Annotated in this window: 20 protein-coding genes; 9 read left to right on the forward strand and 11 right to left on the reverse strand. The window is 70.9% G+C overall.

Annotation, left to right across the window (positions count from 1 at the left end; translation table 11 throughout):
- Positions 1-72 precede the first annotated feature (72 nt).
- Both OG623_RS10795 and OG623_RS10800 read left to right on the forward strand, forming a co-directional pair.
- Positions 73-2,508, forward strand: coding sequence for a ribonucleoside-diphosphate reductase subunit alpha (locus tag OG623_RS10795; RefSeq protein WP_406146034.1), 2,436 nt, complete (start codon positions 73-75; stop codon positions 2,506-2,508).
- A gap of 113 nt (positions 2,509-2,621) precedes the next feature.
- Complete coding sequence (locus tag OG623_RS10800; protein WP_406151778.1) at positions 2,622-3,578, forward strand: ribonucleotide-diphosphate reductase subunit beta; 957 nt, start codon at positions 2,622-2,624, stop codon at positions 3,576-3,578.
- On the opposite strand, the gene OG623_RS10805 is transcribed toward OG623_RS10800, so the two are convergent.
- Positions 3,575-3,787: a hypothetical protein gene (locus OG623_RS10805; RefSeq protein ID WP_406146035.1), complete on the reverse strand. Its 213-nt coding sequence runs from the start codon at positions 3,785-3,787 to the stop codon at positions 3,575-3,577. The two genes, OG623_RS10800 and OG623_RS10805, sit on opposite strands and share 4 nt — an antisense overlap.
- Positions 3,788-3,868: 81 nt before the next feature.
- On the opposite strand from OG623_RS10805, the gene OG623_RS10810 reads away from it, so the two are divergent.
- Positions 3,869-4,843, forward strand: a complete 975-nt coding sequence (locus OG623_RS10810; protein ID WP_406146036.1) for a GlxA family transcriptional regulator — start codon at positions 3,869-3,871, stop codon at positions 4,841-4,843.
- Positions 4,844-4,888: 45 nt separating this feature from the next.
- Here OG623_RS10810 and OG623_RS10815 read toward each other — a convergent pair whose 3' ends face one another.
- From OG623_RS10815 to OG623_RS10855, 9 genes are all read right to left on the reverse strand, one after another.
- A complete protein-coding gene (locus OG623_RS10815; protein ID WP_406146037.1) occupies positions 4,889-5,626 on the reverse strand; it encodes a D-Ala-D-Ala carboxypeptidase family metallohydrolase in 738 nt (245 codons plus the stop codon).
- 191 nt (positions 5,627-5,817) lie between these two features.
- Positions 5,818-6,456, reverse strand: coding sequence for a peptide deformylase (def, locus tag OG623_RS10820; protein ID WP_406146038.1), 639 nt, complete (start codon positions 6,454-6,456; stop codon positions 5,818-5,820).
- A gap of 82 nt (positions 6,457-6,538) precedes the next feature.
- Positions 6,539-7,531, reverse strand: a complete 993-nt coding sequence (locus tag OG623_RS10825) for a tetratricopeptide repeat protein (protein ID WP_406146039.1) — start codon at positions 7,529-7,531, stop codon at positions 6,539-6,541.
- Between the two features lie 90 nt (positions 7,532-7,621).
- Positions 7,622-8,869, reverse strand: a complete 1,248-nt coding sequence (locus tag OG623_RS10830) for an HD-GYP domain-containing protein (protein ID WP_406146040.1) — start codon at positions 8,867-8,869, stop codon at positions 7,622-7,624.
- Complete coding sequence (locus OG623_RS10835; RefSeq protein ID WP_406146041.1) at positions 8,866-10,254, reverse strand: HD-GYP domain-containing protein; 1,389 nt, start codon at positions 10,252-10,254, stop codon at positions 8,866-8,868. The genes OG623_RS10830 and OG623_RS10835 overlap by 4 nt, the downstream gene beginning before the upstream one ends.
- 142 nt (positions 10,255-10,396) lie before the next feature.
- Positions 10,397-10,717: a mycothiol system anti-sigma-R factor gene (gene rsrA, locus OG623_RS10840; protein WP_406146042.1), complete on the reverse strand. Its 321-nt coding sequence runs from the start codon at positions 10,715-10,717 to the stop codon at positions 10,397-10,399.
- Positions 10,714-11,370, reverse strand: coding sequence for a sigma-70 family RNA polymerase sigma factor (locus OG623_RS10845; RefSeq protein WP_033298180.1), 657 nt, complete (start codon positions 11,368-11,370; stop codon positions 10,714-10,716). The genes rsrA and OG623_RS10845 overlap by 4 nt, the downstream gene beginning before the upstream one ends.
- 338 nt (positions 11,371-11,708) lie before the next feature.
- Positions 11,709-12,362: an alpha/beta family hydrolase gene (locus tag OG623_RS10850; protein ID WP_406146043.1), complete on the reverse strand. Its 654-nt coding sequence runs from the start codon at positions 12,360-12,362 to the stop codon at positions 11,709-11,711.
- A gap of 18 nt (positions 12,363-12,380) precedes the next feature.
- Positions 12,381-13,196, reverse strand: coding sequence for an SOS response-associated peptidase (locus OG623_RS10855; protein WP_406146044.1), 816 nt, complete (start codon positions 13,194-13,196; stop codon positions 12,381-12,383).
- A gap of 86 nt (positions 13,197-13,282) precedes the next feature.
- Here OG623_RS10855 and OG623_RS10860 point away from each other — a divergent pair, with 86 nt between their 5' ends.
- From OG623_RS10860 to OG623_RS10875, 4 genes are all read left to right on the forward strand, one after another.
- On the forward strand, positions 13,283-13,996 hold the full coding sequence (locus OG623_RS10860; RefSeq protein ID WP_406146045.1) for a M50 family metallopeptidase: 714 nt from the start codon (positions 13,283-13,285) through the stop codon (positions 13,994-13,996).
- A gap of 114 nt (positions 13,997-14,110) precedes the next feature.
- Positions 14,111-15,490, forward strand: a complete 1,380-nt coding sequence (gene aroA / locus OG623_RS10865) for a 3-phosphoshikimate 1-carboxyvinyltransferase (RefSeq protein WP_406146046.1) — start codon at positions 14,111-14,113, stop codon at positions 15,488-15,490.
- Between the two features lie 4 nt (positions 15,491-15,494).
- Positions 15,495-16,511, forward strand: coding sequence for a ribosome small subunit-dependent GTPase A (rsgA, locus tag OG623_RS10870; protein ID WP_406146047.1), 1,017 nt, complete (start codon positions 15,495-15,497; stop codon positions 16,509-16,511).
- Positions 16,512-16,624: 113 nt separating this feature from the next.
- Positions 16,625-16,948: a multidrug efflux SMR transporter gene (locus tag OG623_RS10875; RefSeq protein WP_014154170.1), complete on the forward strand. Its 324-nt coding sequence runs from the start codon at positions 16,625-16,627 to the stop codon at positions 16,946-16,948.
- On the opposite strand, the gene OG623_RS10880 is transcribed toward OG623_RS10875, so the two are convergent.
- Entirely contained in the window at positions 16,878-17,495 is a 618-nt protein-coding gene (locus OG623_RS10880; RefSeq protein WP_406146048.1) for a TetR/AcrR family transcriptional regulator, read from the reverse strand. The genes OG623_RS10875 and OG623_RS10880 overlap by 71 nt on opposite strands.
- 125 nt (positions 17,496-17,620) lie before the next feature.
- Here OG623_RS10880 and hisN point away from each other — a divergent pair, with 125 nt between their 5' ends.
- Together hisN and OG623_RS10890 are read left to right on the forward strand one after the other, a co-directional pair.
- A complete protein-coding gene (gene hisN / locus OG623_RS10885; protein WP_406146049.1) occupies positions 17,621-18,421 on the forward strand; it encodes a histidinol-phosphatase in 801 nt (266 codons plus the stop codon).
- Positions 18,422-18,554: 133 nt separating this feature from the next.
- Positions 18,555-18,977, forward strand: a complete 423-nt coding sequence (locus OG623_RS10890) for a cyclic nucleotide-binding/CBS domain-containing protein (protein ID WP_406146050.1) — start codon at positions 18,555-18,557, stop codon at positions 18,975-18,977.
- Positions 18,978-18,994: the final 17 nt, after the last annotated feature.

Genomic DNA, 18,994 nt, shown 5'->3' on the forward strand with positions numbered 1-18,994 from the left:
CTGTCTTCCGGGCGCGGCCCTGCCCGGCTGCCCCGCTCCCGCAGGCCCTGAGCCGAGCGAGGGATAGCCCCAGTGACCATCGCGCCAGCCGACCCGGTTTCAGTCACGGAATCCGAGGGCCGCACGACCGACGCGCCCGGGACCGCACTGCTGCGGACCCTGACCGGCCTCACCGCCGATCTGCCCGACACCGACCCCGGACGGGTGGCCGCCGCCGCACTGCGCGGCCGCAACGCCCGGTCGGACGAGGCCGAGCTGCGCTCGCTGGCCACCGAGGCCGCCGCCGGCCTGATCTCCGAGGACCCCGCCTACTCGCGGCTCGCCGCCCGGCTCCTCACCCGGGCCATCGCGGACGAGGCCGCGGGACAGGGCGCCGTCTCCTTCTCCGCGTCGGTCGCCGTCGGACACCGCGAGGGCCTGATCGCGGACCGTACGGCCGAGTTCGTCACGCTGCACTCCGCCGCCCTCGACACGCTGGTCGACCAGGCACTCGCCGACGGTGCCGACGACCGCTTCGGCTACTTCGGTCTGCGGACGCTGCACAGCCGCTATCTGCTGCGCCACCCGCTCACCCGTGAGGTCGTCGAGACCCCCCAGCACTTCATGCTGCGCGTCGCGGCCGGGCTCGCCGACGACAACTCCGAGCGCGCGCTGGAGGAAGTGGCCGCGCTGTACGGCCTGATGAACCGGCTGGACTATCTGCCCTCGTCCCCCACCCTCTTCAACTCCGGCACCCGCCACCCGCAGATGTCCTCCTGCTATCTGCTGGACTCGCCCAAGGACGAGCTGGACTCGATCTACGACCGCTACCACCAGGTGGCACGGCTGTCCAAGCACGCGGGCGGCATCGGACTCTCGTACTCCCGTATCCGCGCCCGGGGTTCACTCATCCGTGGCACGAACGGGCACTCCAACGGCATCGTGCCGTTCCTGAAGACGCTGGACGCCTCGGTGGCCGCGGTCAACCAGGGCGGCCGCCGCAAGGGCGCAGCCGCCGTCTATCTGGAGACCTGGCACGCGGACATCGAGGAGTTCCTCGAACTGCGTGACAACACCGGCGAGGACCAGCGGCGTACGCACAACCTCAATCTGGCGCACTGGATCCCGGACGAGTTCATGCGCCGTGTCGACGCGGACACGGAGTGGTCGCTGTTCTCCCCGGCCGACGCCCCCGAGCTCGTGGACCTCTGGGGCGACGCGTTCGACGCCGCCTACCGCGCCGCCGAGGCCAAGGGCCTGGCCCGCAGGACGATCCCGGCGCGCGAGCTGTACGGCAGGATGATGCGGACGCTCGCGCAGACCGGGCAGGGCTGGATGACGTTCAAGGACGCGTCCAACCGCACGGCGAACCAGACCGCCGAGCCGGGCCGCGTCGTTCACTCCTCGAATCTCTGCACGGAGATCCTCGAAGTCACCGACGACGGCGAGACGGCCGTCTGCAACCTGGGTTCGGTCAACCTGGGCGCGTTCGTCGCCGACGGCTCCATCGACTGGGAGCGGCTCGACGCCACCGTGCGCACGGCGGTGACCTTCCTGGACCGCGTGGTGGACATCAACTTCTACCCGACCGAGCAGGCCGGCCGCTCCAACGCCCGCTGGCGCCCGGTGGGTCTGGGCGCGATGGGCCTCCAGGACGTCTTCTTCCAGCTGCGCCTGCCGTTCGACTCCCCCGAGGCACGCACGCTGTCCACGCGGATCTCCGAGCGGATCATGCTGGCCGCCTACGAGGCGTCCTGCGAGCTGGCCGAGCTCCCCCAAGCACCTTCGACAGGCTCCGGTGCAGGGGGGACCCCCAGGGGCCCGCTGCCCGCCTGGTCCGAGACCCGTGCCGCCCGCGGTGTGCTGCACCCCGACCACTACGCCACCGAGCTGAACTGGCCGGAGCGCTGGGACGCCCTGCGGGCCCGGATCGCGAAGAGCGGCATGCGCAACTCCCTGCTGCTGGCCATCGCTCCCACCGCCACCATCGCTTCGATCGCCGGTGTGTACGAGTGCATCGAGCCGCAGGTCTCCAACCTCTTCAAGCGCGAGACGCTCAGCGGGGAGTTCCTCCAGGTCAACGCCTATCTGGTCGACGAGCTGAAGAGGCTCGGCGTCTGGGACGCACGTACCCGTGAGGCGCTGCGCGAGGCCAGCGGTTCCGTGCAGGGCTTCGGCTGGATCCCCGAGGACGTACGGGCGCTGTACCGGACGGCCTGGGAGATCCCGCAGCGCGGTCTGATCGACATGGCGGCGGCCCGTACGCCGTTCCTCGACCAGAGCCAGTCGCTGAACCTGTTCCTGGAGACGCCGACGATCGGCAAGCTCTCCTCGATGTACGCGTACGCCTGGAAGCAGGGGCTGAAGACGACGTACTACCTGCGGTCGCGCCCGGCGACCCGGATCGCCCGCGCGGCGGCCGGGAAGACAGCCACCGCCACTGTTCCCGTACAGCAGGCCGCCGCTCCCGAAGCGGACGCGGTCGCCTGCTCCCTCGAAAACCCCGAGTCCTGCGAGGCCTGCCAGTAATGAGCTCCGCCCACCCGTCGCCCGACCACCGCCCCTCGACGTCGGCGCTTCGCACCGCCCACCCTGCTTCGAAGAACCTGCTCGACCCGGGCTTCGAACTGACCCTGCGTCCCATGCGCTACCCGGACTTCTACGAGCGCTACCGGGACGCGATCAAGAACACCTGGACGGTGGAGGAGGTCGACCTGCACTCCGACGTCGCCGACCTCGCCAAGCTCTCGCCCGGTGAGCAGCACATGATCGGCCGGCTGGTCGCGTTCTTCGCGACGGGGGACTCGATCGTCTCCAACAACCTGGTGCTGACGCTGTACAAGCACATCAACTCGCCGGAGGCGCGGCTCTATCTGTCGCGTCAGCTGTTCGAGGAGGCCGTGCACGTCCAGTTCTATCTGACGCTGCTCGACACCTATCTGCCCGATCCCGAGGACCGCGCGGCGGCCTTCGACGCGGTCGAGGAGATCCCCTCCATCCGCGAGAAGGCGCAGTTCTGCTTCCGCTGGATGGACTCGGTCGAGACGATCGACCGGCTGGAGACGAAGGCCGACCGCCGGCGCTTCCTGCTCAACCTGATCTGCTTCGCCGCGTGCATCGAGGGGCTGTTCTTCTACGGCGCTTTCGCGTACGTGTACTGGTTCCGCTCGCGCGGTCTGCTGCACGGTCTCGCCACGGGTACCAACTGGGTGTTCCGTGACGAGACGATGCACATGAACTTCGCCTTCGAGGTCGTGGACACCGTCCGCAAGGAGGAGCCGGAACTCTTCGACGACGCCCTTCAGCAGCAGGTCACCGACATGCTGAAGGAGGCCGTCGAGGCGGAGCTGCAGTTCGGCCGCGATCTGTGCGGCGAGGGTCTGCCGGGGATGAACACCGAGTCGATGCGCCAGTATCTGGAGTGCGTCGCCGACCAGCGGCTCACCCGGCTCGGCTTCCCCGCGCTCTACGGTTCCGAGAACCCGTTCTCGTTCATGGAGCTCCAGGGGGTCCAGGAGCTGACGAACTTCTTCGAGCGCCGTCCCTCCGCCTACCAGGTGGCGGTGGAGGGCTCGGTCGGCTTCGACGACGAGTTCTAGATCCTGGCCCAGGACCTGACGTAGGGGCGCCGCGTGGCCGTGACCGGCTGCGCGGCGCCCGCCGTTTCCGGGGGCGCGGACTCCCCTCGCCGTTCCGCCTCCCGCAGCTCGCGGTCGATCCGGCGCTCCCGTGCGAACCCGACCAGGGTGGGCAGCAGGATGAGGGTGAGAAGTACGACTATGGACAGGTAGCTCAGGAATGTGTTCATGGCTCCACTGTCGTCCGTGCGCCAGGATTCCGGCAGTGGCAGGACTGTCAGGGACCCTCGAATTGCTGCCACACTGACCTCATGCTGCAAAACGTCGCCACTCTGCTGCTCGACGAGGTCCACCCCTTCGAACTCGGCGTCCTGTGCGAGGTGTTCGGACTCGACCGGTCCGACGAGGGGCTGCCGGTCCTTGACTTCGCGGTGGTGTCGGCCGAAGGTCCGGTCCTCCGGACACACGCCGGCTTCACCATCAGCACCCCCTACGGTCTGGACCGTCTGGAGGAGGCCGACCTCATCGCCGTACCGGCGGGGAGCCACTTCATGGAGCGGTCGTACCCCGAGGAGGTCCTGGATGCCCTGCGCCGGGCCGTGGAGCGCGGTGCGCGGGTGCTGAGCGTCTGTTCCGGCGCCTACGTCCTCGGTGCGGCCGGGTTGCTCGACGGCCGCCGTTGCACCACCCACTGGCAGCATGCCGACGAGCTGTCCCGCCGCTTCCCGAGGGCCCGTGTGGAACCGGACGTGCTCTACGTGGACGACGGCCCTGTCATCACATCGGCCGGCACCGCCGCGGGCATCGACGCAGCCCTGCACCTGGTCCGCCAGGCGCACGGCCCCGCCGTCGCGAACACCATCGCGCGCCGCATGGTGGTCCCCCCGCACCGGGACGGAGGGCAGGCGCAGTACATCAAGCGCCCGCTCCCCCGCACCCGGTGCGACACGGTCGGAGACACCCTCGCCTGGATGGAACGCCATCTCGACCAGGAGATGACCGTCGAACAGCTGGCCGCCCAGACACACATGTCGCCCCGGACCTTCGCCCGCCGCTTCCAGCAGGAGACCGGCACCACGCCGTACCGCTGGCTGCTCAGGCAACGCGTACTGCTGGCGCAGCACCTGCTGGAGACCTCGGACGAGACCATGGACACGGTCGCGAGCCGGACGGGCTTCGGCAACGCCGCGGCGCTGCGCCATCAGTTCGTACGGTCGCTCGGCACCACTCCGAACGCCTACCGCCGCACCTTCCGCGGACCGGACGGTGTGACCGAGGCGGCGTGACGGAGCGGGCCGGGCGGAGAGCCGGCGGTCGGACGAGGTGTGCGGTCAGACGCCGCACTGCGAGGCGTCCCAGTGGTGGTTCGGGCCCTGGTTCACATGGACGTGGTCGCTGTGGCCGGGGTAGCCCGGGCCGAGGATCCCGTTGAACCCGTGGTTACGGGCCTGCTTGGCCATGGTGCACAGCGAGTGGGGCGAGACGCCGAGGTCGACGGCGTCACCGTACATGTGGCGGCTGTTGGACGCTCCGCCGACCGAGGAGTTGCAGGAGACGGACCGGAATCCGCTGGTGACACGGATGGACTTGTCACCGAGCGCATGCCGCATCGCCTCCAGCTTCCACATGCTGCTGAGCGCGTTCGCCTTCGCGGTACCGGCCGCGACCTTTCCGCCGGCCCAGGTGCTGTTGCACTTGTTGAGCTCCGGATAGGTGAAGTGGATCGGGGTGCAGTCGTTGTCCTGGAGGGCGTAGAGCTTCGACTGCGTGTCCGGCCCGGCGACACCGTCGGAGGCGAGGCCGTACGCGGACTGGAAGCGCTTGACCGCGGCCTTGGTGGCGGGGCCGTAGGAGCCGTCGATGGCCAGGACGGCGTTGTAGCCCGGGTAGCCCGACACTCTGATCTGAAGCTGGGTGACGTCGCTGCCCTTCATCCCTTCCTTGAGGGTCCGGGACCAGGTGTAACAGCCGTCGGCCTGGGCGGTGCCCGCGGTGGCCAGACCACCACCGACACACACAGCCATGATCATGACAAATCCGAGCAGTGCACGTAGGACACGTCGAGACATCAGGTCCCCCTGTCGTGGAGTGAGAGCTGTGGAGTGAGCTGTCGGAGCGACCCTGTCGGAAGGTATCTACCCGCGTCAACTACGCCTGAAAGAACGCCTGTTGACGAATTTCTCCGCGCGCCCCGGCCTGCCGGGACGCAGACAGGGCCGCACCGGGAATCCGGCGGGCCCTGTCATCGGCAGGCGGACGCTCAGTCGTTCGGGACGACCTCGTAGCGCGGCTCGCCCTCGGCCATCTGCCGCAGCGCGTCCTTGCGGTCCCGCTTCGAGAGCCGGTCGATGTAGAGGTAGCCGTACAGATGGTCCGTCTCGTGCTGGAGGCAGCGGGCGAAGTAACCGCTGCCCCGCACCCGCACCGCGTTGCCCCGGGCGTCCTGGCCGCGCACGGATGCGTAGTCGGGGCGGGCGAGCGCGGCGTACGCCGTGGGCACGGAGAGGCAGCCCTCGTTGGAGTCGTCGAGGTTGCGCTGCTCCGGCGCGAGCTCCTCGAGCACCGGGTTGCAGATCGCTCCGACGTGCCGCACTCCGTCGTCGTCCGGGCAGTCGTAGACGAAGACCTTGCGGTCCACGCCGATCTGGTTGGCGGCCAGGCCCACGCCCTGCGCGGTCCGCTGGCTGGCGAACATGTCGTCGATCAGCCGCGCGAGCTCGTCGTCGAACTCCGTGACGTCCCTGCACTCCTTGTGCAGGACCGGATTGCCGACCACCGTGATGGGGCGGGACGTGCCGCGCTCCCGGTGCGCCTCCTCGCGCGCCTCACAGTCCTCGGTGTCCACGAGGTATCCCTCGTCGTCCACACCGGTCTGCTCGTCCGTCTCCTGCTGCGACATGTCCGCCGTTCGCCTTCCTGCAACCCTGAACCCGTGAAATACCCGCACCGGAAACGGTGCGCGTACAGCCTACGGGCACCGGTCAGCAGACTTCTTCCAGATCCCGCCACTCACGGCTGTCCGGGCTGTCCGCCACCCAGCCGTCCAGCAGACCGCGCACCAGCCCGGCCGGTGCCGCTATGCCGCACTCACGCTCCGGTACCCAGAGGGCACCCGCGGTGCGGTGTCCCAGGGGCCCGGGGTGGCCCGGCTCGCTGTGATCGTGCGGGTCCTGGTGCGCGCCGTCGCCCTCGTCGCTCTCCATCCGGCTCTCCGAACACGCACGGCAGAGCAGCCGCACGGAGGACGACCAGTCCTCGGCGGCGAAGCCGGCATCGGATGCGAGCCGCTCCAGCGCGTCCCGGTCGGCCTCGGTGGCGGCCTCCAGAAGGACCACCCAGGTGGGGACCGGGGAGGGCGCCCACAGCTCGATCTCGTCGAAGACCGGGTAGGACGGCCCGGCCGCGGTGATCCGCTCGCCGTTCGGCACCCCGTCGTGCAGGACGACCTCGCCCCAGCGGCGCCCCGAGGACGGCAGCGGGATCGACAGCACCTCGATCCGCGCCGGATCGAGCCTGCGTCCCCAGACGACCTCGGCCTCACCCTCGGGCGAGAGCCGCACGGCGGCGCTGCCCAGGTCCATGCCCGTGGGCTCGCTGTTGGCCGCCGCGTTGTGCTGACCGCTGCCCGGCACCCGCAGCCCGTAGGCCTGCCAGGCCCGGCGCGCCAGCGGCCAGTCCTGGAGCGCGGTGGCGGCGATGCCGACGTTCCACCAGTCCGGGGCGCCGGACTCCCGGTCGAGCAGGGCGACCGCACGCAGTCCCGCGGCCCTCGCCTGTTCCCAGTCGTGCCGGAACTTGTGCAGCAGCGCGAGGTTGAACCAGGACTCGGAGAGCCAGGGCTCCAGGTCCGCCGCGCGCGTCAGCAGCGCCCCCGCGTCCTCGTACCGGCCGTCGCCGATCAGCGTGAACGCGCGGTCCGTGGCCTGCCGCCATGAGGCGGACGGCCGATGCCGTACCTTCCCGAAGATCCTCACGATTCCCGCCTGTCCCGACTGGACACCCTCGTTTTCCGCTCTCTTCGCATCCAACCATGCCCGGCCGGACGCTCGCTCATTACCCATGGGTTACCCAGTACCGACCGGGGTCAGACCGCCCCGCGCCAGGACTCTGGCCAGTGCTTCCACCACCTGTGGCTGGTAGTCGAGGCCGGTGCCGAGCCTGAGCTGCTCCAGAGCGCCCAGGGACCCCTTCACGCCTTCCCCGCACAGGTCGTCGTACGCGTTGACCGTCCGGACGATTCGCGCGGCCGTCTGCTGTTCCCGGTACGGATCCGCCTGCTGCTCCACCACCACGGCGACCGCGGGGTCCACCCCGGTCTGCCGGACCACCGCGCCTCCGAGCAGCGCGATCCTGCGCTGCTCGGTCGCCGGGAGGACGACGGTCGCCCCGTCGGCCACCGGGTCGACGAGCGAGAGCTGCCCGATGTCATGCATCAGCGCCGCGTACTCCAGCACGGTCAGCTCGGGCCCTGTGAGCCCCAGCTCGCGCCCGACGGCCGTCGAGAGCCCGGCCACCCTGCGCGCGTGCCCGTGCGGGGTGTAGCCGGCGATCTCCGTGGACCGGGCCAGCGAGGCGATGGTCTGCCGGTACGTCGTACGCACGGCGGCGTATCTGCGGAACGACACCTGGGTGAGCAGCAGCGGCACACACAGGACGGGCAGCGCCCACAGCCCCGCGACGGCGACCCCGAGCGCCATCACCGCACCGGTCGCGCAGACCGCCGAACCGATGCCGCTGAGCGCACGGAGCTCGTCGCGCAGCTGCGGCCCGTACGGCCGGGATGTCCCGGCGGTGAGGGCGGTCAGTACCGCGTCGCAGAGGGCGGTCAGGACGAGCAGCACGAGCAGGAAGAGCGCGAAGTACGGTCCCTCGCCGAACCAGCGGTCCGTCCGGCCCGCGTGGTGCAGCGGCTGGAAGCACACGGCGGCGAAGCCCACGGCCAGCACCCGGCGGGCCGCCTGGTCGGGCCCCGGGCCGCTGCCCCGCGCCATGTGGGGCACGGAGGCGAGGAGCTGCGCGGCGACGACGACGGTGACCACCTGGAGCACACCGTGCGACGTCTCCTCTCCCGCACTGCGCCCGAGCAGGGCGTATGCGAGTGATCCGGCCGCCCCGAGCGGTGCGGGCTCACGCTCGTCGGGCAGGGCGCCCCAGCGGGCCAGCTCCCCGACGGTGATCAGCACCCCGAACGCGAGGGCGTGGCCGGGCTCGACGACACCGTTCCACAGGGTGTGCCCGAGCGCGACGAGCGCGAGGACCAGTGCGGCGCCGCGGACCGCGAGGGCCGTCGCCGGCGGGTGGGCCGGGGTCACCGGTGCTGTCCCGGCCGCTCGGGCGACCCGGCGACGGGCGGCCGTGCCCCCGTCCGCTGTCCGGGCAGCCCCGCCGGCCCCTCGTCCGACGTGACCGTGTTGGCCGCGGCGGACCAGCCGTGCCGGTCCAGGGCGCGCGCCAGCGCACGGACCATGCGGGGGTCGAACTGACTTCCGGCGCAGCGCCTCAGTTCGTCGACGGCCGCCGGGACGGGCCGGCCGCGCCGGTAGGAGCGCGTCGATGTCATGGCGTCGAAGGCGTCGGCGACGGCGACGACCCGGGCGAACTCGGGGATCCGGTCCCCGACGAGGCCGTACGGATAGCCGCTGCCGTCGAGCCTTTCGTGGTGGTGCAGGATCGCGGCGCGTGCCTCGTCCAGGAAGCCGATGCCCCGGACGATCTCGTGGCCGTACTCGGGATGCAGCTCGATGACGCGGCGCTCCTCGGGGGTGAGCGGACCGTCCTTGCGCAGCACCCGGGTCGGGACGCCGAGCTTGCCGACGTCGTGCAGGATGCCGGCGAAGCGGAGGGCTTCCATCCGCTCCTCCTCCATGCCCAGTTCCCGGGCGATCAGCTCGGAGGCGCGGCCCACCCGCTCGCTGTGTCCCCGGGTGTAGCCGTCCTTGATGTCGACGGCCTGGACGAGCGCCCTGATGGTGGCACGGTGGGCGGCGTGCTGGCGGTGGTACTGCGCGAAGCCCCAGCAGGAGATGTACATGGGCAGCAGGACGACCAGTGCGGACAGCGGCCCGTAGGAGCTGTGCCACAGGACGGCCATCATCAGCCCGGCCAGCGCGTGCACCAGGTGCGGCCCGACCGAGCGGGCCGGCAGTCCGCGCCAGGCGTGCCCGACCGCCACGCGCTCGGCCGTGACGAGGATTCCGCCGTCCAGCGCGGCCAGCACCAGGCTGAAGACCAGCGCGGTCGCGCAGGCCGGCAGGAGGGCGTACGGAAGGTCGGGTCCCGCGCCCGCCGATGAACCGCCGAGCGTGGCGGGCCCGCCCAGGAAGCCGTACGTCCAGGAGGCGGCGCCCACGGTCAGGGCGAGCTGAGCGGCCCGCCAGACACGGCGCGCCGCGGCGGGCGGCCGCTCCACCCGGCCCGCGAGGGCACCGGGTACGGCGACCAGGACCGCGGCGGACGGCGGCAGCAGGAAGGCAGCCGCGAGCAGCAGGGGAAAGAACGATCCGGCACTGATCGGCACCGAGCTGCCGAAGACACGGCAGCGGCCCGGGAGTTCACAGGCGGTGTGGAGCGCGGCCAGCAGGCCGAGCGTGCCCCAGGGCGTGTCGGCCCCGGGGGACAGTGCGGGAAGGGCGCAGAGCGCGGCACAGACCACCGCGCACAGGATGTGGAGGCGCGCCGCCCCCGGTGTGCCCCTCACCCGTACCGCCCGCCCCCAGCCTGGTCAATGACGGCGCCAGGCTAGCGAGTTGGAGGTGGGGCAGGGCCCGAACGGGCCGGATTAGCACATTCGGGTGACATGACCGGGGTTCAGCGTCAGGCGCGCGGAGCAGCGGGAGCCGTCACTCCGCGGCGGCGGCCGGACGGTCGGCGCCGCCCACGGCCACGTCCTGCTCGGGCACGGCGTGCCCGGAACGGATCAGGTCGATCCGCCCCATCACCTTCGAGCGCAGGTCGGCCGGGACGTCGTCCTGCCCGCAGCAGCGCTTGACCAGCTTCTTCACGGCCTGTTCGAGGCCGTACTTCTCCAGGCACGGGGAGCACTCCTCGAAGTGCACCTCGAACTTGGTGCAGTCGCCCTCGGGCATCTCATGGTCGAGAAACTCGTAGAGATGATCGAGAACCTCTGAGCAGTCCGTCTCGTGCGGCTCTCCGCAGCTCATGAGGCCGAGCCTTTCCTGTCGTCCGACTCACCGGCTCCGGCCGGGACGAGCCCGCGCTCGCGCGCGTAGTCCTCGAGCATGCCGCGCAGCTGGCGGCGTCCCCGGTGCAGCCGGGACATCACCGTACCGATGGGTGTCCCCATGATGTCCGCGATCTCCTTGTAGGCAAAGCCCTCTACATCGGCGAGATACACGGCGATGCGGAACTCTTCGGGGATCGACTGCAGGGCGGACTTCACATCGGAGTCCGGAAGGTGGTCGAGGGCCTGGGACTCCGCCGAGCGCAGACCGGTCGACATGTGCGACTCCGCACGCGCCAGCTGCCAGTCCTCGATCTCCTCGGCGGCACTCCGCTGGGGTTCGCGCTGCTTCTTGCGGTACGAGTTGATGAAGGTGTTGGTGAGGATGCGGTACATCCACGCCTTGAGGTTGGTGCCCTCACGGAACTGGTGGAAGGAGCCGTACGCCTTGGCATAGGTCTCCTGGACCAGGTCCTCGGCATCCGCGGGGTTGCGCGTCATGCGCAGCGCGGCCGAATACATCTGGTCCAGATATCCGAGGGCGTCCCGCTCGAAGCGCGCGTTGCGCTCGGCGGTCGTCTCCTGCGCACGGCCGTCGTCGGTCCCTGTGTCGGTCCCTGTGACCGGACCCACCTCCTCCAACGCTGTCGCGGAGCCGAAACCGGACCCGCTCGCCTCGGAGAATAGTCGACCTTGCTTCTGAGCGGGCTGTCGATCGGCTCCGCCCGGGGCGCGCGCCGGAGTGCTCCTGGCCGCGTGAAGGACCGTCCACTCCAGTCCTGCGGCGTTCGAGCGGCTCGGGCAGATGGTCGAACCCATGCGACGGACTCCCTCTCCACGTACGACCGGGCTTACCGCCACCGGCGGCATACCGACATCGGCGTTGTACCGACATCAGCCACAACAGCCGCCTCCCACGGCGCATTCCCGGGCCTGTGCGGGTCGCCGGGAGTGTGAGCGGGACAACGTGGTCAGGAGAGCCCGTCCAGCCACTCGGCCACCGCGCCCGCGAGGAGGTCCATGGCCTGATCCACGGTCAGCGGTGCCTTCTTCGGTACGGCGAAGCCATGATCCGCGTACGGCACCTCGACGAGCCCGTGCTCCCCCGGCGGGAACTCCTCCGGCCGCCCGAACGGGTCGCGGCCGCCCTGCACCACGAGCGTGGGGACGCCCGCGCCGAGCAGCTCGTCCGCGCGGGACTTCTCCGGCCTGCCCGGGGGATGAAGGGGGAAGCTCAGGGCGAGCACCGCGCGGGCGCCGAGCTCCGCGGCCGTACGGCAGGCCACCCGCGCCCCCGCGCTGCGTCCCCCGGCGACGACGGGAAGCCCGGGGGCCGTCAGCGCCGGCCACAGCCCACGCCAGCCGGTGTCCAGGGTCCGCGGCGCCGGCGCCAGCTTCTTCCCGGCCACCCGCCAGGGCTGCTCCACCAGCGCCACGGTCACCCGGTGGCCCGGGAGCGCTGCGGCCAGGGCCTGGAGGTCACGGGCCTCGATACCGCCTCCCGCGCCATGGCTGACGGCGAGCACCAGACGGGCGCCCTTCGCGGGGTACCAGGTGATCCTGGCCTCTCCGGCGTCCGTGCCGACACTCTCTGTCCTGCGCGCTGTCGCTGCTGTACGGCTCATCGCACCCATCCTGCCGGGTCAGAAGAGCGTGCTCACCTCAGGCGCGGCGAGCTCCTCCAGAAGTTCGGGGCCGTTGTTACGGACGTTGCTGACGGCGGTGGGCACGGGATAGGCGCGCATCAGTCCGCCGGGGGGCGGCTCCAGCAGTGCCTTCAGCTCCTCGATGTCGGTGTGCGACGGGTCGAGCCAGTCGTCCCAGCGGTCCGGGGGCAGCATCAGAGGCATCCGGGGGTGGATGTCGGAGAGCGAGGCGGGCCCGTCGGCGGGGGCGACGGCGAGCGGAGTCGTCTCCGCCTCCGTGGTGATCACCGAGCAGGTCACCCACCAGGCCGCCGGATGGTCGCCGGGAAGGGTCCGGTCGCGCCAGAACTCGTACAGACCGGCCATGGCGAAGACGGAGCCGTCGGCGGGTGTCACGAAGTACGGCTGCTTGCGGGGCCGCTTCTTCTTCCCCTTCTCCTCCAGCTGCCGCTCGTCGGCCCCGGTGACCCACTCGTAGTAGCCGTCGGCCGGAAGGATGCAGCGCCTCGACACGAAGGGGCGGCGGAAGGACGGCTTCTCGTGGACGGTCTCCGCGCGGGCGTTGATCATCCGGGCGCCGCCCTCGGGCGTCTTCGACCAGGACGGCACGAGCCCCCATTTCAAGGCACGCAACTGGCGAACCGGCCGCTGGTCCTCGGCGTCCTTCACAGGACGGTCCAGCACGGCGTAGACCTCCTTGGTCGGCGCGACATTCCAGTCGGGCTCCAAGGTCTCCGTCGGTTCCCACTTCTCCACACCGAAGAGCCCGGTCAGATCTTCCGGCCGTCGGCTCGCTGCATACCGTCCGCACATAAGTGCCACACTGCCACGACCCGCCGGTCGAGTGGACGCCGATCCCTCAAGACCTGCTCGAGCACCCGCAAGGAGCCGCCCGCACCATGGACAGCACCGACCTCGGCGATCTCTGGGATCGCGTATTCGGAACCCAGCCCGCCCCTGAGCAGTGGCTGGTGGTCGTCACGGCCGCCGCGGCGCTCGTCGCGGTGGTGCCGAACCTCATATGGAGGCTCTCCCGCAATGCGATCACCATCGCGCACGAGGGCGGGCACGGCCTGGTGGCCCTGCTCACCGGGCGGCAGCTGTCCGGTATCCGGCTGCACTCGGACACCAGCGGCCTCACCGTCAGCCGGGGCAAGCCCACCGGCATCGGCATGATCCTCACCGCCGCGTCCGGCTACACGGCACCACCGCTGCTGGGGCTCGGCGGCGCCTGGCTGCTGACCAACGGCCGGATCACGCTGTTCCTGTGGCTGGCGACCGCGCTCCTGGCGGTGATGCTGGTGATGATCCGCAATCTGTACGGGGCGCTGACGGTCATCCTCACGGGTACGACCTTCCTGCTGGTGTCCTGGCTGACCTCGTCCGACGTCCAGTCGGCGTTCGCGTACACCGCGGTCTGGTTCCTGCTGCTCGGCGGCGTGCGCCCGGCCTTCGAGCTGCAGTCCAAGCGCCGCTACGGCGGTGCCTCCGACTCCGACGCGGACCAGCTGGCCCGGCTGACGCACGCACCGGCGCCGATATGGCTCTTCCTCTTCCACGCGGTGTCGCTCTGCTCGCTGATCGGCGGAGGGCGCTGGCTCCTCGGGCTGTGAGAACGGGCCGGCGGGAGAGGGCGGACGGGCGCCCCTACCACCCTTGTATTACGTGCCGGTTTCGTACCATTTGTTGAGGATCTAGGTTTGCGCTGAGCCACTAAAGTAAGGCCCATGACCGATAGTTCCGTGCACCCTGCCCTCTGGCCCGCCCCCCGAGCGACCGGGGCCGTCGACGCGACCGTCACCGTGCCCGGATCGAAGTCGGTCACCAATCGCGCTCTGGTCCTCGCCTCGCTGTCCTCCGAGCCGGGCTGGCTGCGCCGCCCGCTGCGCTCCCGCGACACCCTGCTGATGGCCCAGGCGCTCCGCGCGATGGGCGTCGGTATCGAGGAGGGCGTGGGGCCGGACGGCTCGGGCGAGGCCTGGCGGGTCATCCCCGCGGGTCTGCACGGTCCTGCCCGGGTGGACGTGGGCAACGCGGGCACGGTGATGCGGTTCCTGCCGCCCGTGGCCTGCCTCGCGGACGGCCCCGTCCACTTCGACGGGGACCCGCGGTCCTACGAGCGGCCCCTGCACGGCGTGATCGGAGCGCTCAAGTCGCTGGGCGCCCGGATCGACGACGACGGACGGGGAACACTGCCGCTGACCGTGCACGGCGCGGGCGCGCTGGACGGCGGCCCGGTGTCCATCGACGCCTCCTCGTCCTCCCAGTTCGTCTCCGCGCTGCTGCTCTCGGCGCCCCGGTTCAACCAGGGCGTGGAGGTCCGCCACACCGGCTCGGCGCTGCCCTCGATGCCGCACATCCGGATGACCGTCGACATGCTTCGCTCGGTCGGCGCCCAGGTCGACGAGCCGGAGTCGGGCGGCGAGCCCGATGTCTGGCGGGTCTCCCCCTCCGCCCTGCTGGGCCGCGATCTGACCGTCGAGCCCGACCTGTCCAACGCCCAGCCGTTCCTGGCCGCCGCACTGGTGACCGGCGGCCGGGTCACCATCCCCGACTGGCCGGTGCGGACCACCCAGCCGGGTGACGCGCTGCGCGAGATCTTCACCGCAATGGGTGGCGCGTGCGAGCTGACCGAACACGGCCTCACGTTCAGGGGTTCGGGCTCGGTCCACGGCATCGACGTCGACCTGAGCGAGGTCGGTGAGCTGACCCCGGGCATCGCGGCACTCGCCGCCCTCGCCGACTCCCCGTCCACCCTGAGCGGCGTCGCCCACCTGCGGCTGCACGAGACGGACCGGCTCGCGGCGCTCACCAAGGAGATCAACGGGCTCGGGGGCGACGTCACGGAGACCGCCGACGGTCTGCACATCGAGCCCCGACCGCTGCACGGCGGCACCTTCCACACGTACGACGACCACCGGATGGCGACCGCGGGCGCGATCATCGGCCTCGCCGTGGCCGGGGTGGAGATCGAGAACATCGGCACGACGGCCAAGACCCTGCCGGACTTCGCCGACATGTGGACCGGCATGCTCGGGGAACCCTCCGGTGCCGTCGGCGTATCGGCCGGTGCGCCCGGCACCCCGGTCGGCCGGCGCGGGGTCTGAGCGCATGCGCCGTTACGGGAAGAACCCCGACGAGGACGACATCCGCGTCCGCCCCAACCCCAAGGGCAACCGGCCCCGTACCCACACACGCCCCAAGCACGAGGACGCCCAGGACGGCATGGTCCTCACCGTCGACCGGGGCAGGCTCACCTGTCTGGTCGACGACCGTGCGGTCACGGCCATGAAGGCACGTGAACTGGGCCGCAAGGCCGCCGTGGTGGGCGACCGGGTCTCCCTGGTGGGCGACCTCTCAGGCGACAAGGACACCCTCGCGCGCATCGTGCGGATCGGGGCACGTACGTCGGTGCTGCGCCGCACGGCGGACGACGACGACCCGTTCGAGCGGGTGGTCGTCGCCAACGCCGACCAGCTGGCCATCGTCACCGCGCTCGCCGACCCCGAACCGCGCCCCCGCATGATCGACCGCTGTCTGGTCGCGGCGTACGACGGCGGGCTCACCCCGTTCCTGGTGCTGACCAAGTCCGACCTCGCCCCGGCCGACCAACTGCTGAAGGCGTACACCCCGCTGGGTGTCCCCTACATCGTGACCAGCCGCGACGAGCTGGAGAACGGGGACGCCGCCGACCGGGTGCGGGAGCTGCTGAACGACCGCGTGACCGCCTTCGTCGGACACTCCGGGGTCGGCAAGACGACGCTGGTCAACGCCCTGGTGCCGAAGGACCGGCGGCGTACGACCGGGCTGGTCAACGCCGTCACCGGGCGCGGCCGGCACACCACCACGTCGGCGCTCGCCCTGCCGCTGCCCGACGGCCGCGGCTGGGTGGTCGACACCCCGGGCGTGCGGTCGTTCGGGCTGCACCACGTCGACCCCTCACGCGTCATCAACGCCTTTCCCGATCTGCAGCCCGGCACGGAGAACTGTCCGCGCGGCTGCACGCACGACGGTCAGGAGCCGGAGTGCGCCCTGGACGCGTGGGTCGCCGACGGGCACGCCGATCCGGCGCGGCTCGACTCGCTGCGACGGCTGCTCGCCACCCGCGAGCGGCGCGAGGGAGACTGAGGCACGACGGCGCAACGCCACCGCCGAACACGCACGTTTGCGCTTCCCCGCGCCTGGTAAGGGCATAATCGCGCAAGCGCAACGAAGCATCACCTACGGGGAGGCACCTGACGATGGCGTGGTTGCTGGTCGTGGTCGCCGGACTGCTGGAGACCGGCTTCGCCGTGTGTCTGAAGCTTTCGCACGGATTCACCCGGCTCTGGCCGACGGTCGCCTTCTGTGCGTTCGCCCTCGGCAGCTTCGGTCTGCTGACCCTGGCCCTCAAGAAGCTCGACGTCGGTCCGGCGTACGCGGTGTGGACGGGCATCGGAGCTGCGGGGACGGCGATCTACGGGATGGTCTTCCTCGACGACGTGGTCTCCACGCTCAAGCTGGTGTCGATCTCGCTGGTGATCGTCGGCGTGATCGGTCTGCAGCTGTCCGGCTCGGCGCAGTGAGCCCGGGGCCGGGCACGGGCCCCGCGGGCACCAGGGCGTAGGAGAGGGCGAGTCTGAGCGCGATCTCGCAGATCAGCTCCAGCTCCGCGGGGTCGCGCGGCGACGGCCCTTCACCCAGCGCGGCCACGGCCCTGTCCCGCACCAGCATGAGCAGCTCGGCGGGCGTGGGCAGCGCCGCACCCGCGTACCCACCGGCGGGGGGCCACGCTCCCGGTCCGGGCAGGTGCTCGCCCCAGACGCCCGTGAGCAGGGCCTTGACCAGGACGTTCGAGCGGGCTGCCCGGACCGTCCAGCGGGCGAGCTCCGCCGGCCCGTCCCCTCGGGTGCGGTCGGCGACGAGTGTCCGTTCCACGCCGGCCAGATAGCCGTCGGCCGCGCGCCGGATCAGTGCGCGGGCCAGACCGTCCTTGCTCCCGAACTCGTTGTAGAGGGTCTGCCGGGAGAACCCGGCGCCGGCCGCCACGTCGACCATGCGCACGGCCGTCCAGGGCCGGGCGCGGAGCGCCGTATGTGCGGAGTCCAGCAGTGCTTCTCGCGCCGTTGGCATCGTCGCCTCCCACGCCGGGGACCTGCCGGTCAGATTCGACGCGCCCGGGGACACTGTCAAGGGTCCGCGCACCGCGGGAGCGGGGCCGTGTAGCCCGGGCGGGTGGCGGTGGATACTGTGACGGCATGCCCGACTACCACGATGATCTGCGCCTGGCCCACGTCCTGGCGGACGCCGCCGACGCGGCGACGATGGACCGCTTCAAGGCTCTGGACCTCAAGGTCGAGACCAAGCCGGACATGACCCCGGTGAGCGAGGCCGACAAGAACGCGGAGGAGCTGATCCGTGGGCATCTGCACCGGGCACGTCCACGCGACGCGATCCTGGGCGAGGAGTACGGCGTCGAGGGCACCGGCCCGCGGCGCTGGGTCGTCGACCCGATCGACGGCACCAAGAACTACGTACGGGGTGTCCCCGTATGGGCGACCCTGATCTCGTTGATGGAGGCCGGCGAGAACGGCTTCCAGCCGGTGGTCGGCGTCGTGTCGGCACCCGCGCTGAACCGACGCTGGTGGGCGGCCAAGGGCGCCGGCGCCTTCTCAGGCCGCAGCCTGACGTCCGCGACCCGGCTGCGGGTGTCGAAGGTCGAGCGGATCGCGGACTCCTCCTTCGCCTACGCCTCGATGACCGGCTGGGAGGAGCAGGGACGCCTGGACGGCTTCATGGATCTGACGCGGGCCGTCTGGCGCACGCGCGGTTACGGCGACTTCTGGCCGTACATGATGGTCGCCGAGGGATCCGTGGACATCTGTGCGGAGCCCGAGCTCTCCCTCTGGGACATGGCGGCGAACGCGATCATCGTCCAGGAGGCGGGCGGCCTCTTCACCAGCCTCGACGGGGTCCCGGGGCCGGGCGGCGGCAACGCGGCCGCGTCCAACGGTCTGCTCCACGACGAGCTGCTCGGCTACCTCAACCAACGGTACTGAAGTTCGAAGGCATCCCCCCTCTTGTTGAGCCCCTCCTCGGGTGCGACTCTGAAAGTCCCCCCACTTGTGAACTTGTGAATCGCCTCACGAAGAGGCTCTCGCAGATCACTTCGCCAAGGAGGTGGCTCCCCGCATGCTTGTCCGTGACGCCATGAGCACCCTGGTCCTCAGCATCGGCCCGGCCCACACGCTCCGTCAGGCGGCCCGGCTGATGTCGGCGCGCCGGGTCGGAGCAGCTGTCGTCCACGACCCGGACACCTGTGGTCTCGGCATCATCACCGAGCGGGACATCCTCGACGCCCTCGGCGCGGGGCTCGATCCCGACACCGAGACCGCGTCCACCCACACCACCACCGATGTCGTCTTCGCCTCTCCCGCCTGGACCCTGGAGCAGGCCGCCGGCGCCATGACGCACGGCGGTTTCCGCCATCTGATCGTGCTGGACGGCGACGGCCCCGTGGGCGTCGTCTCGGTGCGCGACATCATCAGGTGCTGGGCACCGGTGCGGCGCCCGCGCGCCGGGATGACCGTCCGACCGACAGAGACGACCGTCTGACCGACAGAACGGCGGGC

The organism is Streptomyces sp. NBC_01012, from assembly GCF_045162755.1.
Lineage (GTDB): Bacteria > Actinomycetota > Actinomycetes > Streptomycetales > Streptomycetaceae > Streptomyces.

Excerpts from the sequence above, each read along its gene's own strand:
- def (WP_406146038.1), bottom strand. The coding sequence starts at position 6,456 with ATGTCGCAGCAGGAGACGGACGAGCAGACCGGTGTGGACGACGAGGGA.
- rsrA (WP_406146042.1), bottom strand. The coding sequence starts at position 10,717 with ATGAGCTGCGGAGAGCCGCACGAGACGGACTGCTCAGAGGTTCTCGAT.
- hisN (WP_406146049.1), top strand. The coding sequence starts at position 17,621 with ATGCCCGACTACCACGATGATCTGCGCCTGGCCCACGTCCTGGCGGAC.
- OG623_RS10860 (WP_406146045.1), top strand. The coding sequence starts at position 13,283 with ATGGACAGCACCGACCTCGGCGATCTCTGGGATCGCGTATTCGGAACC.
- aroA (WP_406146046.1), top strand. The coding sequence starts at position 14,111 with ATGACCGATAGTTCCGTGCACCCTGCCCTCTGGCCCGCCCCCCGAGCG.
- OG623_RS10850 (WP_406146043.1), bottom strand. The coding sequence starts at position 12,362 with ATGAGCCGTACAGCAGCGACAGCGCGCAGGACAGAGAGTGTCGGCACG.
- OG623_RS10855 (WP_406146044.1), bottom strand. The coding sequence starts at position 13,196 with ATGTGCGGACGGTATGCAGCGAGCCGACGGCCGGAAGATCTGACCGGG.
- OG623_RS10810 (WP_406146036.1), top strand. The coding sequence starts at position 3,869 with ATGCTGCAAAACGTCGCCACTCTGCTGCTCGACGAGGTCCACCCCTTC.
- OG623_RS10815 (WP_406146037.1), bottom strand. The coding sequence starts at position 5,626 with ATGTCTCGACGTGTCCTACGTGCACTGCTCGGATTTGTCATGATCATG.
- rsgA (WP_406146047.1), top strand. The coding sequence starts at position 15,495 with ATGCGCCGTTACGGGAAGAACCCCGACGAGGACGACATCCGCGTCCGC.
- OG623_RS10880 (WP_406146048.1), bottom strand. The coding sequence starts at position 17,495 with ATGCCAACGGCGCGAGAAGCACTGCTGGACTCCGCACATACGGCGCTC.
- OG623_RS10800 (WP_406151778.1), top strand. The coding sequence starts at position 2,622 with ATGCGCTACCCGGACTTCTACGAGCGCTACCGGGACGCGATCAAGAAC.
- OG623_RS10805 (WP_406146035.1), bottom strand. The coding sequence starts at position 3,787 with ATGAACACATTCCTGAGCTACCTGTCCATAGTCGTACTTCTCACCCTC.
- OG623_RS10875 (WP_014154170.1), top strand. The coding sequence starts at position 16,625 with ATGGCGTGGTTGCTGGTCGTGGTCGCCGGACTGCTGGAGACCGGCTTC.
- OG623_RS10890 (WP_406146050.1), top strand. The coding sequence starts at position 18,555 with ATGCTTGTCCGTGACGCCATGAGCACCCTGGTCCTCAGCATCGGCCCG.